The sequence below is a fragment of the Methylocapsa sp. S129 genome (assembly GCF_009765995.1).
Lineage (GTDB): Bacteria > Pseudomonadota > Alphaproteobacteria > Rhizobiales > Beijerinckiaceae > Roseiarcus.
Window position 1 is genome coordinate 38,321 of record NZ_LMUI01000059.1, and the last position, 14,715, is coordinate 53,035.

A 14,715-nucleotide genomic window follows, 5' to 3' on the forward strand; every position below is an offset into this window, starting at 1 on the left:
GCGCTCCTTTCCGTCAACTCAGGCCGAGAGCGCCGCGAACCCGCGCAAGTTCGCCGGCGAGCTTCTTTGTCGCATTCTGCAGCGCCGCACGGTCGTCGGCGCTCAAATGCGCGGCGGGTTTGTAGGCGCCATCCGCGGTTCTGTATTTGGCGAGCGTCGCATCGATTGTTGAAAAATCCTCGGCAAGCGCAAGGCTCAATGGATTGTCCACCCTGGCGATCAGCGGCCGGAAGAGATCGACAATCTTCTTCACGCCTTCAACATTGGCCTGCAGGTCGGAAAGATCGGCGCCGCTGCCGCGATCCGCTTCGCCGGAAATTCTGCCCAGCGCCGTCTTGCCGATCACATCGGCCGCGCCCGCGATCGTCGGCTCTGGATTCATCGCAAAATCTTCGAACCGGTTTTGCAGGGCGACGACATCGGCGGCGAGCTTGTCGGCGAGAGGGTCGAGGTTTCCGGAATCCGAACCTGCGAACAGGCCCCATTCCAGCCGATGAAAGCCAGTGAAGCCGGGATCCGCTTCCTTCTTGTCGTGTTCGGACGCGCTGGAATCAATGGCGCGGTCAAGATCGGGGAAAAGTCTGGCGATCGGCGCGAGGCGCGCATAATGGGCGTGGGCGACGGGAAACAAAGCGCGCGCCGCATCAAGATCGCCTGATTTCACCGCATCAGCGAAGCGCTTGGCGTCGTCAACCAAGGCGTCGATCTCATAGCTCGCATAGACCCTATATTCGGCCAGCGGCCCGATCAGGTCGATCTGCGAGGGCTTGGCGCTGGCGGCGTCAAACGCGGCGACGTGCAGCCTGCCTTTGGGACTGCTGAGCAAGCCGCAGGTGATGTCGTAATCGCCAGGCTCCAGCCTCGTCGTCAATTTCGCGCTAAAGCCGGGCGCGATATTCTCGCGCTCGTCGACGACCATCACGCCATTGAGGATTTCCCATTCGAGCGCGCGGGAGCCTTGATTATGGATCGAAAACGTGACGCGCCCCGCCGGGACCGTCAGTTCGTTGGGGTCGCAAGCCGACGCCGTGACGTTGACATTCACCGCCGCCGTCGCGCTTTGCGCACCCTGCGTCGACGCGGCGGGCGATGCGCCGGCGGCCGGCGGCGCCGACGCGACCGGGTGGCGCGCCATGAAATAAGTCGCGCCGCCGACGGCGACCATCAGCGCGATGATCGCGACGCCGCCGAGAATGATGCGGGACTTGTTCACCTTCAGGCCTGCTGCTTGACGAGCGCGCCGCCTGACGAGCCCAGCGTCAGCATCGCGAGCGCGGGAATGAGATAGACGAGATAGATCCCGACCTCGCCGATGGTCGGCATGTCCTGATAGCCAAAAATGCCGGCCAGCACGGAACCGAGCGCGCCGTCGACGGGAATAATCGCGCTGAGATTGAAAGCGGTCTCCTGCAGGCCGTTCCATAGGCCCGCCTCATGCAGCGAGCGCAGCGAGCCGGCAAGCAGGCCAGCCGCGACGAACAGGATAAATATGCCGGTCCAGCGGAAGAAAAGCTTGAGCGGCAGCCGCATGCCGCCGCGATAAAGGCCGTACCCGACGCCGACTGCGCCAAGGAGGCCCAGCATGGCGCCGGCCGGCGCGCCAAAGCCGACATTCTGCTCAAACGTCGCCAGCAGAAAGAAGACGGATTCGAGCCCTTCGCGCGCCACCGCGAAGAAGACGATGCCGACGAGCGGCAAGCCTTGCGTGTAATTGTCAGCGAGCGCTGCGTCGATCGAGGCGTGCAAAGTCGCCTTGAGCGACCGGGCGGCCTTGTGCATCCAGAAGACCATCGAGGTCAGAATGCCCACGGCGACGAGCCCGACAATCGCTTCGAACAATTCCTGTCCGCGCTGCGGAAATTCGGCGCTCGCCAGATAGAGCGCGATTCCGACGGCGAGCGACAATCCGACGGCGGCGACAACGCCGCCCCAAACAGCGGGCATCCATGCGGAGCGTCCGGTCTGCCGGAGATAGCTCGCGACGATCCCGACTATCAGCGCCGCTTCGATGCCCTCGCGCAGCATGATGAGGAAGGGAACCAGCAAAGCCTTCGCCCCTCGAACGCACACACAGAAGCATCAGCGCTTCGCGTCAATATCGAACGCCATACACCTGCTTTATCCGGCGAGCCAAGAGAAATATGCTTGGAATAACAAAGATGATAATCATTCCAAACTACAGTTTGTAGTTATTCTAATTTATTGTCTTCGATGGCGTTCTCTTTGAACCATTCTAAAACGCTGCGAAGTCTTCGGCTCACCTGATCGCTCAGCGGAACGGACGCTTGGCGCCCATCGCGCGCGCTTCGGTGTAAGCTCGTTGCGGGGAGCCAAAAATCGAAGGAGGAAACATGTCGCTGTTCGATCTTGCCGGCAAAGTCGCCGTCATCACCGGCTCGTCGCGCGGGATAGGCCGCGCCATTGCGCTGCGCCTGGCCGAGCATGGCGCAAAGATCGTGATTTCCTCACGCAAGGCGGAGGCCTGCTTGGCGGTGGTCGCGGAAATCGAGGCGAAATATGGCGCGGGCTCAGCGCTCGCGATCCCCGCCAACATTTCTTCCAAAGAGGATCTGCGTCATCTGGCAAGCGCCGCCACACAGCATTTCGGCAAGATCGACATTCTGGTCTGCAACGCGGCCTCCAATCCCTATTACGGGCCGCTTGGCGATATCTCCGACGACCAGTTCCGCAAGATCCTCGATAATAATATCATCGCCAATCATTGGCTGATTGCCTTTGTCGCGCCGCAGATGATCGCGCGCAAGGAGGGTTCGATCGTCATCGTCTCCTCCGTCGGCGGCCTCAAGGCGTCGACGACGATCGGCGCTTATAATATTTCTAAGGCGGCGGACTTCCAACTCGCCCGCAATCTCGCCGCCGAACTCGGCCCGCATAATGTGCGCGTCAATTGCATCGCGCCCGGCCTCATCCGCACGGATTTCGCGCGCGCGCTCTGGGAGAATCCCGACAACCTCAAGGGCTACAACGCGCGCACGCCGCTGGCGCGCATCGGCGAACCGGACGAGATCGCCGGCGCCGCGGTGTTCCTGGCCTCGCCGGCAAGCACGTTCATGACGGGGCAGGCGATCGTCATCGACGGCGGCGCGACGATCTCTTGACCCTCGCGCTCCCGGGGCGTGTTGCTTTTGCGTCCTGCTTTGCCTAGCGTGACGCATAGGATGGTCGGCAGGACGCCGCGCCGCAAATATCGGGAGGGAACGATGCTGGCTGTGCGCCGCGCGTTGCGTCTATCTTGAGCCCAGCGCTCGCGGAGGCGCGGACCGCAACTTCGCCGGGCGCCCGTGCGCCTTTTGCGTGGGAAAAGCATTATCCGCCCGGACTCGCCTGGGATGCGCCCATTGTCCTGGGCACAGTCCCTGCCCTGCTGGCGCAATCGGCCGCCGATCACGCCGGCCGCACCGCCCTCGAATTTCGCGATCGCGCCATCAGCTATGCGGAGCTTGGCCGCGCCGCCGACGAGATGGCGGCGGCCTTTCTTAGACGCGGCCTCAAATCGCAGGAAGCCGTCGCGATCTATCTGCCCAATACGCCGATGCATCCGGTCGCGTTCTTTGGCGGCCTCAAGGCCGGCGCCAAGATCGTTCATCTCAGTCCGCTCGATGCGGAACGCGAATTGATGCACAAACTCAGGGACAGCGGCGCGCGCGTTCTCGTCACCACGAATTTCGCCTATTTCCTGCCCAACGCCTGCAAAATGCTCGACGCTGGCCTGCTCGACCTGGTGATCGTCGACGAGGATGCGGCATGGGGCCCCTCGCCGATCCCCTCGCTCGCGCTGCCGGACCGGCCCGATGTCGTTGCTTACAAAGCCTTCGTCGCAGACGCCGCCGCGCCCGCGCGCTGGCCCGATATCAAGCCCGACGATATCGCGCTGCTGCAATATACCGGCGGCACGACCGGCGCCCCCAAAGGGGCCATCCTCAGCCATGCCAATCTGACGGCGGCGGTCGCGATCTACGACGCCTGGTTCACCGGCAATGGCAATGCGCTGCGCGAAAACGACAAAGTCATCACCGTTCTGCCGCTGTTTCACATCTACGCCTTGACGACAGTCCTGCTTCTCAACCTCAAGGGCGGCGCCGAGCTTCTTTTGCGCATGCGGTTCGATGTCGAAACCGTGCTGCGCGATATCGAAGTGAAGCGCGCGACGGTCTTTCCGGGCGTGCCGACCATGTGGATCGCGATCGCCAATCTCCCGGGCGTCGAAAAGCGCGATTTTTCCTCGCTGCGCTATTGCGGATCGGGCGGCGCGCCGCTTCCCGTCGAGACGGCCAAGAGTTTGCATCAAAGTACCGGCATCACCTTGCGCGGCGGCTGGGGCATGACCGAAACCTCGCCGGCGGGAACGGGCCTGCCCATGAACGGCTCCGCCCCGGCCGGCAGCATCGGCATTCCCCTGCCCGGCATAGAACTGGGCGTCGTCGCACTCGACGATCCCCATCGCGTGCTGGGCGTCGGCGAGACCGGCGAATTGCGCGTCAAGGGCCCCAATGTCACGCGTGGCTACTGGAACCGCCCTGACGAAAGCGCCGCCTCCTTCGCCGACGGCTATTTCCTGACGGGCGACATCGGCTATATGGACAAAGACGGCTTTTTCTTCATCGTCGATCGCAAGAAGGACATGATCATTAGCGGCGGCTTTAACGTCTATCCGCAGATGATCGAGCAGGCGATCTATGAGCATCCCGCGGTGAACGAGGTGCTGGTGATCGGCGTGCCTGATTCCTATCGCGGCGAGAGCGCGAAGGCGTTCGTCTCGTTGCGCGCAGGGGCGGAGCCGTTCACGCTCGAAGAATTGCGCGAATTCCTGCGCGGAAAAATCGGCCCGCATGAAATGCCCACTTCGCTCGAATTCCGCGCCGCCTTGCCGCGCACGCCGGTTGGAAAATTGTCGAAGATCGAATTGCGCGAGGAAGCGCGGAAGAGAGGCTAACGCCCTTCTCCCGAGAATCGGGAGAAGGTGGCATGCGAAGCATGACGGATGAGGGCCTCGAAGCCGGGCGTGGCCGAAAAGATGGCCTACGCGCTGAAACGCCCTCATTCGACGCGGCGCGCCACCTTCTCCCGCCGAAGGCGAAGGGTTCGTCGGCTGCGCTTGCTCGATATTGAAAGGAACAATCGATGGACCTGCGATTTACCGATGACGAACTGGCGTTTCGCGAGGAAGTGCGCGGCTTCGTTAAATCGAACCTGCCCGCCTCCATCAAACAGAAGATCGTCGAGGGGCGTCATCCCGGCAAGGACGATATCGTCGCCTGGACCCGCATCCTCAACAAGAAGGGCTGGTCGGTGCCTCATTGGCCCAAGGAATGGGGCGGCACGGGCTGGAGCCCGGTGCAATTGCTGATTTTCAATGACGAATTGCAGCAAGGAGGGGCGCCCGAACCGCTCGCCTTCGGCACCAGCATGGTGGGGCCGGTCATCTACACCTTCGGCTCTGACGCCCAGAAACGCCGCTTCCTGCCGCGCATCGCCAATATCGACGACTGGTGGTGCCAAGGCTTTTCGGAGCCAGGCGCTGGCTCCGACCTCGCCGGTTTGAAGACGACCGCCAAGCAAGAGGGCGGCGAATGGGTGATCAACGGCCAAAAAACCTGGACGACGCTCGCCCAATATGCCGACTGGATTTTCGTGCTCGCGCGCACCGACGGGACTGTCAAAAAGCAGGAAGGCATTTCCTTCATCCTCGTCGACATGAAATCGCCTGGCGTGACGGTGCGCCCGATCCAGACGCTCGACGGCGGGCACGAGGTCAACGAAGTCTTCTTCGACAACGTGCGCGTCCCGTTGGAAAACCTGGTTGGCGAGGAAAACAAGGGCTGGAACTACGCCAAATTCCTGCTCGGCAACGAACGCAACGGCATCGCCCGGGTCGGCATTTCCAAGGCGCGGCTGAAGCGCATCCGGGAGCTCGCCTCGCTGCATGTCTATGGCGAGCGGCCCAAGATCGAAGATCCTTTGTTCCGCATGAAGCTGGCGGCCGTCGAAGTCGAGCTGAAAGCGCTGGAGATGACTCAGTTGCGGGTGATCGCCGGCGAGCGCAATCGGGAAAAAGGCAAGCCCGATCCGGCCTCCTCGGTGCTCAAGATCAAGGGCTCGGAAATTCAGCAGGCGACCAGCGAATTGCTGATGGATGTCGTTGGCCCCTACGCCCTGCCCTATCAGTCCGAACGCGAAGACGGCGACCGCTGGAACGAACCGCCGGTCGGACCGGACTGGGCTTCGACCATCGCGCCTACTTATTTCAACCTCCGCAAGGTTTCGATCTATGGCGGATCGAATGAAATCCAGCGCGGCATCATCGCCAAAGCGATTCTGGGGTTGTGAACGATGAACTTTGACCTGACGGAAGAGCAGCAGCTTCTCAAGGACAGCGTGACGCGGTTACTGGCGGATCGCTACAGCTTCGAAAACCGCAAGACATTCCAGGCCAGCCCCGATGGTTGGAGCCGCGACCTCTGGCGTCAATATGCGGAGATCGGCCTGCTGGGCGTCGCCTTCTCGGAGGCCGACGGCGGCTTTGGCGGCGGCCCGGTCGAGACGATGCTGATCTCGGAGGCGTTCGGCAAGGCGCTGGCGCTTGAGCCCTATCTTGCGACCATCGTGCTGGCGGGCGGCCTGATCAGGCGCGGCGGCGATGCGGAACAACGCGCCGCTCTCATTCCCTCGATCGCCTCAGGCGAATTGCTGCTCGCCTTCGCTCATGCGGAGCGCCAATCGGGGCATGATCTTTTTGATGTCGGCGCGAGCGCGAAAAAAGACGGCGCGTCCTTCGTGCTGAATGGCGAGAAGGGCCTGGTTCTCCACGGCGATTGCGCGGACAAGCTGATCGTCTCGGCGCGCAGCGCCGGGGCGCGCCGCGACAAAGCGGGAATCGGCCTGTTCCTTGTCGACGCCAAAGCGGACGGCGTTTCGCGGCGCGGCTATCCCACGCAAGACGGCATGCGCGCGGCGGAAGTGACGCTGACCAATGTGCGCGTCGAACCGAAAGACGTGCTCGCGGCTAACGGGGATGCGCTTCCCCTGATCGAACGCATCGTCGACGAGGCGATCGCCGCGTCCAGCGCCGAGGCGGTCGGCGCGATGAGCGAAGCGCTTGATATGACCGTCGATTATCTCAAGACGCGCAAGCAGTTCGGCGTTCCGATCGGCTCGTTCCAGGCCTTGCAGCATCGCGCCTCCGATATGGTGGTGGCGCTGGAGCAGGCGCGCAGCATGATGATGCTGGCGACGATGATGTCGGCGGAGGAGAACGCGGCCGAACGCCGCAAAGCGATCTCCGCCGCCAAGGTGCAGATCGGCCGCTCCGCCCGCTTCATCGGCCAGCAATCGATCCAGTTGCATGGCGGCATCGGCATGACGATGGAATATAAGCTCGGCCATCTCTTCAAGCGGCTGACGATGATCGACATCCTATTCGGCGACGCCGATTATCATCTGGAGCGGCTGAGCAAGAGCGACGGCCTGATCGGGTAGCCGCCTCAGACGAACAGCGCCGCCTGACGATTGCGCAAGGACGCCTCGATGGCCTTCAACCCCTCCTGGATTTCGGCGGACTTTTCGATCATCGAGCCGCCGTCTTTGTCCTCGAGCATCGAGCGCAGCAGCTCGGCCTGGCCGGTCAGCCGCATATCGCAATCGAGAAGTTTTTGCAGCGTCGGCGCCTCCTGACGGTAGCGCTGGGTCATCCGGTCGTTTTCCGGAACGGGCTGGGCGCGGATTTGCCCCTCCAGCGCGCCGATCGCATGCGAAAGCTTTTCGAGCGTCTGCGCATTGGCCATTGCGCTCGCGTCCGGCCGCGGCTTCTCCCGGCTCGGCGGCGGGAGAAACGCGCGCCGGTAGGCGCTTTCCGCGGCTTCAACAGAACCGCGCGCCTGTCCAAGCAAGGAACAAACCTGGGCGCGGATCATGAGATCGTCGGCGCGCAACTGGTTTTCGAGACGATAAAAATTATAGCCCCAGCCATGGAACAGATTGATGGCGACCTGTTCGAGCGGATCGAAATCGTAGAAAAGGGAGCTGGACATTAGTTTGGCCCCGTCAGACCGGTTTCGTGTCCCACCGGATAGAACCCCACCGGCGGCTGTCCGCCGATCTGGAATGGCGCGCCGATCGCGGCGTTGGGCGCCGACACCAGGCCCTTTTCGGCCATCCGCAAGGCGAGATAATAGCGCACGGATTCAATGGGCGTCAGTCCGATCGCCTGCAGCGAAATCAATTCGCGCATCCGGTCGTCCTTGGGCAGGACCAGAATCTTGAGATCGTTCAGCATGATGCCATAGGTCTTGAGGAAGTCCGTCAAATGCGTTTTGACGCCCTCGCGAAGCTCGTTGATGCGCTCGTTGATGTGCTCCATCTTGGTGACCTGGACCACCTGATTGATGGCCTGCTCGATGGCGGGCCCCGCATAATCGGCGATCTCGCGGGTGTCGATGACATGCCCGTTGAACGGCAGATGGGTGATGAGGTCGAGCGCGGCCTCCTTCGTGTCGACGTGGATGTAATAATCGACCTGATAGGCCATTTCGGCCATTTCGGCGCTGGTCGCGATCCCCCTGTTGCTCACCAGCAGCTTGGCGCGATTGACATAAATGACTTCGTAAACCCACGGTGAAGAACCGCCGAAGAAACCTTGGACGATCGAGCCGACGAGCGGCTTGTCGGGCGTGGTCAACGCATATTGGCCGGTCTCATAGACATTCAGCACCGCGCCGCGCGATTTCAGCACGCAGAAATGATTGCTTTCGACCGTCAGCAACGATCCCGAAACAATGCTTTCGTCGATGATCTTGATCGCAATGTTCTTGGTTCCGAGCATATCGGTTCCGTCACGCTGAAGTGACGTGATGACTTGACGTGTAATAGCCATTGCCGCGCCTCGTTTCGTTGGAAGACCATGCGGTGAACGATAAGATTCTATCTACCTCGCCTTGCGCCGGTTCGATTTCGCGAACAGGCCGAAAGGCAGAGCGCATGGGTTTTACGGGATGAATATGACGGAAATGGCTTATCGGGATGGCGCTCCCGATCGCTTCACCTGACGTAGCGCGATAGGCCAGCGACCCGCTCCATCGCAATCATCAACGCGACTGTGGCGACGATCAATATTCCGGAGGCGGCGGCGGCGCGAACGTCGAGAACGCTTTCGATCAGGTCCCACAACCGGATCGGAAGGACCTCGGAGCGGGCGTCGGCCAGGAAGAGCGAGATCGCGACATTGTCGAACGAGGCCATGAAGCCGATGAAGGCTCCGGCGGCTATGCCGCCACGCGCCAGCGGAAAAGTAACGTGGGCGAAGGTCCGCCAGCCGCCGGCGCCGAGATCGCGCGCGCATTCCTCCAGCGCGGGATTGATCTGAGCTAGGCTCGCCAAGGTGGTGCGCAGCACGAAGGGAAAGCAGATTACGATATGGCCGATGACCAGCGTCGTCAGGGAAACGCCGACGTTCATCAGGTTGAAGGTCAGCAACAGGCCGAGGCCGAGCGACAAGGCGGGTAAAAGCACGGGCGACATCAGAACGACATCGGCGATGCGGGCCCAACCTGCTTTGCTGGAGAAGATCGCGATTGCCGCGGCTGTGGCCAGCACGACCGCGGCGATGGTCGCGGAGGCCGCGACCTTAAGGCTGACAAGCGCGGCGGCGACAATCTCGGGCGAAGACGAGATCAGCGCCTGATACCAGCGCATGGAAAAGCCTGGTGGAGGAAATCGCAGGGTTTCGGCTGAGGTGAAGGACGTTATCAGCACAATGAGCGTTGGCGAGGCGAGGAGAACGATGGCGATAGCGCCCAGTCCTCCGACGACGATGACATAGCTCCAGTGATCGACTCTCGCGCGTAACGCGGCGTGGGTGGGCGCGCGGAACGAAGGCGAGAGATTAGACATGGAGGCGCCGTGTGGCGAGGCGGCCGAATGCGTTCAAGGTCGCCGCGACCGCGAGGACCGCGACGAGGAGCACGAGCGAGATGGCGGCGGCGAAGGGCCAGTTCTGCGCCTGCATGCCCTGCTGATAGATATAGAGCGGCATGAAGATAAGCCGGCCGCCGCCGATGATCGATTGCGTCACCAACGCGCTGCATGACGCGGCAAAGACCAGCAGCAATCCCGCGATAATGCCGTGAAGGCTGAGCGGTATCGTCACATTCAGCAAAGTCCCCCATTTTCCGCCGCCAAGCTCAAGCGAGGCCTCGTGGAGACGCGGATCGATCGCGGAAAGCGCCGAGATGATCGGCAATGCGATGATCGGCAGTTCGATCTGCGCCAGCGCCACGACGAGCATCGGCTCGGTATAAAGGAGCGGCACAGGCGCGCCGGTCACGCCAAGCGTGAGCAGCGTCTCATTGATCAGGCCTTGACGACCGAGGATCACGACCCAGGCGAAGGTGCGCACCACCGCGCTCGTCAGCAGCGGCAGGACGATCAAAAGAACGAACGGTTTCTGCAACCAAGGGGGCGCCGCGACGAACAGAAGCGCCAGGGGATAGCCGAGAACGAGCGCGACGGCCGAAGTTTCGACGCCGAGGCGCAAGGTCCGGCCAAGCACCGGCAGACTGAGGCCATCGGTGAGGAAACGCTGGAAATTGGCCAAGCCAAAGCCGCTTTCGCCGCTCACGCTGGCGCAGAGCAGCATGACGATCGGCAGTCCCACGAACATGAGACAGAAGGCGAGCAGCGGCAGGGCGAGCCATGGCTTGCCGGGCCGCGGAACAAGTCGCGAGCGCGGCCCGATCCCGTCGGGCTGGCCCCGTACATGAAAGTCGGCGCGCGTATGAACGTCGAAACCTCAGATGCGAATTTCTTTGTTGAAGCGTTCGATCAGAGCGCTTCGCTGCGGATTGATGGTCTTCCAGTCGATCAGCGTCAACCTGGCGAGATCGTCATTATCCTTCGCGACCTTTTGCAGCTCGGCGCTGAAAGGCACGACGCGATTGGTCGGGGCAAGGAAATTAGGCGCGGAGGCCATTTGCGCCTGGACGTCGCCGGAGAGCGCCGCATCGATATAGGCGTAAGCAAGATCGATATTGCCGCTGTTCAGCACCGCATGCAGCGAATTGCGCACGAGGACCCAACCGGAATCGGGGTGCGCGATCGCGATGTCGACGCCGCGCTGGACGAGCGGCAGGACGCCGTTGACGAAATTGTAGCTGATGTCGATCTGGCCTTGCTGGAACAAAGTCGCGAGCGCGCCCGGATTGGGCGCAACGGCGCCGACGTTCGGCAAGAGCTTCTTCACCGCGTCGAAGGCCGGCTCCATATTGCTCTCGCCGCCGCCGTGCAGCTTGGCGATCTCGACCATCCACGCCGTGCCAAGGCTGCTGCCAAGGCCAGTAATGCCGACCCGGCCTTTGTATTCCGGTTTCCACAGGTCGAGCCAGGAGGTCGGCGACGTCTTGATCACGGTTGGATTATAGGCGATGCCGACCACCTGCGCGGATATGAACGCGCCGTGGCCATTGGGGTCGGTGAATTTCTCGGACTGGTTGGCGAGGTTCGTCACCTTGTCCTTGGGCAGCGGCGCGAAAATGCCGAGATCGAGCGCGGCGAGATAAGGGCCTTCGTCAAGAAGCACGACATCGAAAGGCGGGTTCGCCTTGGAAGCCGAAATCTTGGCGACGGCCTCCAACGCGAGGACCGGCTGCAGCGTCACGCTCGCTCCCGAAGCCTTGGAGAAGGCGGGCAGGAGTATCTGGCGCTGCGCGGTTTCCCAGGTTCCGGGATAGGTCGTGGCGACCATATTGCCTGCAGCGCGGGCGGCGCCGGAAAAGCCGGCGAAACCGGAAGCCAATGGCGCGGCGGCTCCCGCGGCGAGAAACTGACGACGGGTGAAACGAGGGATGTTCATGACGTAGCTCCTGGGCAGGTTCGGTCAATCTGCAGAGCGAGATAATATGCGACAAAATATTGCGCATTTTGTCGACAATTAAAAGCCTATATTGTAGCCAAACCCTGATCAGGTTCTGGGCAGATTCCGCCACGGCGCCGTCGAGCCAATGAAGCGCGTTTAACGCGGGGGGCTCGAGCGCTGACGCTCCTTAGCCAGCCGATTCGCCATCTTCGGCTGGCGGGAGACGCCGAGTTCATGAAATATCGCGGCAATGTCGACGGGAGCGTCGGCCTCGCCGTCGAGCCGCAGGCGCGCCTGCATTTCCGCCAAATGCTTTTCCATGGCGCCGACGGCGCCCACCTTATCGCGCGCGAGAATCCGGTCGGCTATGCCGGGATGGGCGTCCGGACAATGATCCTCGCCCCCCGCCGGCTCAAACTGCGCAATCAGCAGGGATGTGCGCAGGGCGAGTTCCTCCATGAATTTGACAAGCACGGGATTGCCAGCGAGCCGCGCGATCTCAACGTGGAATCCAGCGCTGAAATCAAGCCCCTCCCAGCGATCGTGATGGGCGTGGGATCGTTCCGCAGCGACGAGCTGGCGCAGGGTCCGCGCGGTTTCCACCGTCAGATTATCGATGGCTCCCGAGATAGCGGCGCGTTCCAATATCTTGCGCGCCTCGAAAATGGCGCGCGCCTCATCGGCCGAATGCTGCGAAATGAAGGCGCCGCGGTTCGGAATAAGGGTGACCAGATCCAGTGAACCAAGATGCGAGAGCACCTGGCGGATATGGGTCCGGTTCGTTCCGAACACGGACGCCAGTTCGATCTCGCCGAGCTTCATTCCGGGTCGCAGGCGTTTCAAACTGATCGCTTTGAGAATGCCCTGCAAAACCGGGTCGCGGTCAATCGTCGCTTGTCGCGTAGCCTCTGTGGAGGTCTTCCGTTTTGGCATTCTCGATCCCGTGCCGGAGCCACCGCCTCGATGGGCGAAACATTCGCCAAACTGTGACATCGCCAGGTCGCGTTGGCAACGGCATGTCTATTTATTGACAACAACGCCTCAGATAAGTTGTCGACAAACAGTTCGACTAGTGATTACAATTCTGAAGCCAACCCGCTCCGTGACTGACGGGCGGCGCCGAACGCAAAGTGCTGTTTTTCGACGGAGACCTCTATGAGATCGCGTGACCTGATCGGTTATGGCGGGCGCCCGCCTGCCATCATTTGGCCGAATGGCGCGCGCGTCGCCGTCTCGCTCGTGGTCAATTTTGAGGAAGGCGCTGAACTCTCGATCGGCGACGGCGACGACGAGAACGAGCGAATCGGCGAGATCATCAGCGTCGTCGAACCCGGGCGGCGCGACCTCGGCCAGGAGGAAATGTTCGCCTATGGCATGCGGGCCGGCCTGTGGCGCTTTCTCGACGCGCTTGCGCGCCACAATCGGGCAAGCACCTTCTTCATGTGCGGACGCGCGATGGAGCGGGCGCCGCAGCTTGCCGCCGAAATCGTCGCACGCGGACATGAGCCCGCCTGTCATGGCTGGTTGTGGCGCCCGCATGCGGATTTTGCGGACCCTATTGAGGAGAAAGCATCTCTGATCCGTTGCATCGACATCGCGCGCAAGACGACGGGCGAACGTCCGCTTGGCTTTTTCTGTCGCGGCAGCCAGAGCCCGCACACCCGAGCGCTGCTGGCGGAACTCGGCTTCCTCTATGACTCCAATGGTTTCGATGACGATTTGCCTTATTTCGCGGCTGTGGGCGACGGCCGGATGCTGATCGTTCCCTATGCGCTTGACTGCAACGATATGAAGTTTTTTCATCCCAACGGATTCGTCGAGCCCGATCAATTTGTCCGCTACACGCAGGCTGCCTTGTCGACCCTGCTCGATGAAGCGGAGCTTGGACGCAGCAGCGTCCTCAACATCGGCTTCCATCTGCGGATTTGTGGACGTCCAGCGCGGTTCGCCGCCGTGAAAGGCATCCTCAGTCTGCTCGATCAACTCGGCGAGCGGGTTTGGGTCGCCCGCCGCGTCGATCTTGCCCGTCATTGGCTCGCGTCCGTCGGCGAAGAGCGCGCACCCGGCGCCGAAACCTTTCATTCCTGCCGCCGGACCCAACCATGAGCGTCCGCCGAATTGCGCCCGCCGAACATGCGATCGGCGTGATCCTTCCTTCTTCGAACCGGGTGGTCGAACGGGTGACGCTTGACGTACTGAGGCTGTTGCCGGAGGTCGACGCCTGCTTTGCGCGCATCCCCTATTTCGGCAATGGACAGGGACAGCCGGCGGACCGCTATGAAGAAGAGCCATTCCTCGCGGCTTCCGAACTGCTCGCGCAGGCTCGCGTCAGCGTCATCTGCTGGAACGCGACACGCGGCGCCGCGCTGGGCTTTGACCATGACCGCGCCTTATCCGCCCGCATCAAAGGACGCACAGGATTGCCGGTGGTCACGACGGCGCTTGCGGCGCTCGACGCGTTCCATCGCTTTGGAATAAGCCGGATAGCCCTCGTAACGCATGGCGCGTCAGAACAAGGAGCGGCGTTCAAAGCCCGCTTCCAAGCCCAGGGAATCGCAACCCATGCGGAACTGCATCTGGGCTTTGAGGATAATTTCGCCGCCGCGCAAGCCGACCCTGGACGGATCATCAGATTCTCGAGGGAGAGCGCGGCGCAAGGAAATATCGACGCCGTCCTTATCTGGAGCACCAATCTCCCTGGCCACGCTTTCGCGGCCGCGCTCGAAAAAGATATCGGCGCGCCTGTCCTGGATTCCGCCGCTATTGGCGTCTGGGCGGCTCTTGGCGCCCTCAACATCGATACGCGGCCCGCAGCAAGCCTTGGGCGCCTGTTTGGCTAGGGCTAATGG

The 14,715-nt window shown here is 62.0% G+C and carries 14 protein-coding genes; 6 read left to right on the forward strand and 8 right to left on the reverse strand.

From position 1 onward, the window contains the following. Positions 1-13: 13 nt before the first annotated feature. Both efeO and efeU read right to left on the reverse strand, forming a co-directional pair. The gene (efeO, locus tag GSQ90_RS28695; RefSeq protein ID WP_158818415.1) at positions 14-1,213 is read right to left on the reverse strand and encodes an iron uptake system protein EfeO; all 1,200 of its coding nucleotides are present in this window, start codon (positions 1,211-1,213) and stop codon (positions 14-16) included. A 2-nt stretch (positions 1,214-1,215) separates the two neighbouring features. After that, positions 1,216-2,046 carry an iron uptake transporter permease EfeU gene (efeU, locus tag GSQ90_RS28700; RefSeq protein WP_158818416.1) on the reverse strand — a complete coding sequence of 277 codons (831 nt, stop codon included), beginning with the start codon at positions 2,044-2,046 and terminating at the stop codon, positions 1,216-1,218. A gap of 305 nt (positions 2,047-2,351) precedes the next feature. Between efeU and GSQ90_RS28705 the strand changes: the two genes are divergently transcribed. From GSQ90_RS28705 to GSQ90_RS28720, 4 genes are all read left to right on the forward strand, one after another. Further along, a complete protein-coding gene (locus GSQ90_RS28705) occupies positions 2,352-3,119 on the forward strand; it encodes an SDR family NAD(P)-dependent oxidoreductase (protein ID WP_158818417.1) in 768 nt (255 codons plus the stop codon). Positions 3,120-3,253: 134 nt separating this feature from the next. Continuing rightward, positions 3,254-4,954, forward strand: coding sequence for a dicarboxylate--CoA ligase PimA (gene pimA, locus GSQ90_RS28710; protein ID WP_158818418.1), 1,701 nt, complete (start codon positions 3,254-3,256; stop codon positions 4,952-4,954). Between the two features lie 188 nt (positions 4,955-5,142). Continuing rightward, positions 5,143-6,348: a pimeloyl-CoA dehydrogenase large subunit gene (gene pimC / locus GSQ90_RS28715; protein WP_158818419.1), complete on the forward strand. Its 1,206-nt coding sequence runs from the start codon at positions 5,143-5,145 to the stop codon at positions 6,346-6,348. 3 nt (positions 6,349-6,351) lie between these two features. Continuing rightward, positions 6,352-7,497, forward strand: coding sequence for an acyl-CoA dehydrogenase family protein (locus tag GSQ90_RS28720; protein WP_158818420.1), 1,146 nt, complete (start codon positions 6,352-6,354; stop codon positions 7,495-7,497). A 5-nt stretch (positions 7,498-7,502) separates the two neighbouring features. Here the strand turns inward: GSQ90_RS28720 and GSQ90_RS28725 are convergent, their stop codons facing one another. From GSQ90_RS28725 to GSQ90_RS28750, 6 genes are all read right to left on the reverse strand, one after another. Beyond that, the gene (locus GSQ90_RS28725; protein WP_158818421.1) at positions 7,503-8,048 is read right to left on the reverse strand and encodes a hypothetical protein; all 546 of its coding nucleotides are present in this window, start codon (positions 8,046-8,048) and stop codon (positions 7,503-7,505) included. Next, a complete protein-coding gene (locus GSQ90_RS28730) occupies positions 8,048-8,890 on the reverse strand; it encodes an SPFH domain-containing protein (RefSeq protein WP_158818422.1) in 843 nt (280 codons plus the stop codon). The genes GSQ90_RS28725 and GSQ90_RS28730 overlap by 1 nt, the downstream gene beginning before the upstream one ends. Before the next feature lie 164 nt (positions 8,891-9,054). Then, the gene (locus GSQ90_RS28735) at positions 9,055-9,906 is read right to left on the reverse strand and encodes an ABC transporter permease (RefSeq protein WP_158818423.1); all 852 of its coding nucleotides are present in this window, start codon (positions 9,904-9,906) and stop codon (positions 9,055-9,057) included. After that, positions 9,899-10,675, reverse strand: coding sequence for an ABC transporter permease (locus GSQ90_RS28740; RefSeq protein WP_158818424.1), 777 nt, complete (start codon positions 10,673-10,675; stop codon positions 9,899-9,901). Before GSQ90_RS28740 ends, GSQ90_RS28735 begins: the two co-directional genes overlap by 8 nt. 129 nt (positions 10,676-10,804) lie before the next feature. Beyond that, positions 10,805-11,863 (reverse strand): extracellular solute-binding protein, encoded by a 1,059-nt coding sequence (locus tag GSQ90_RS28745; RefSeq protein ID WP_246731826.1) that lies wholly within the window; start codon positions 11,861-11,863, stop codon positions 10,805-10,807. A gap of 159 nt (positions 11,864-12,022) precedes the next feature. Continuing rightward, positions 12,023-12,799, reverse strand: coding sequence for a GntR family transcriptional regulator (locus GSQ90_RS28750; protein ID WP_158818425.1), 777 nt, complete (start codon positions 12,797-12,799; stop codon positions 12,023-12,025). A 222-nt stretch (positions 12,800-13,021) separates the two neighbouring features. On the opposite strand from GSQ90_RS28750, the gene GSQ90_RS28755 reads away from it, so the two are divergent. Beyond that, complete coding sequence (locus GSQ90_RS28755; protein ID WP_158818426.1) at positions 13,022-13,972, forward strand: polysaccharide deacetylase family protein; 951 nt, start codon at positions 13,022-13,024, stop codon at positions 13,970-13,972. Continuing rightward, entirely contained in the window at positions 13,969-14,706 is a 738-nt protein-coding gene (locus GSQ90_RS28760; protein WP_158818427.1) for an aspartate/glutamate racemase family protein, read from the forward strand. Before GSQ90_RS28755 ends, GSQ90_RS28760 begins: the two co-directional genes overlap by 4 nt. Positions 14,707-14,715 lie beyond the last annotated feature (9 nt).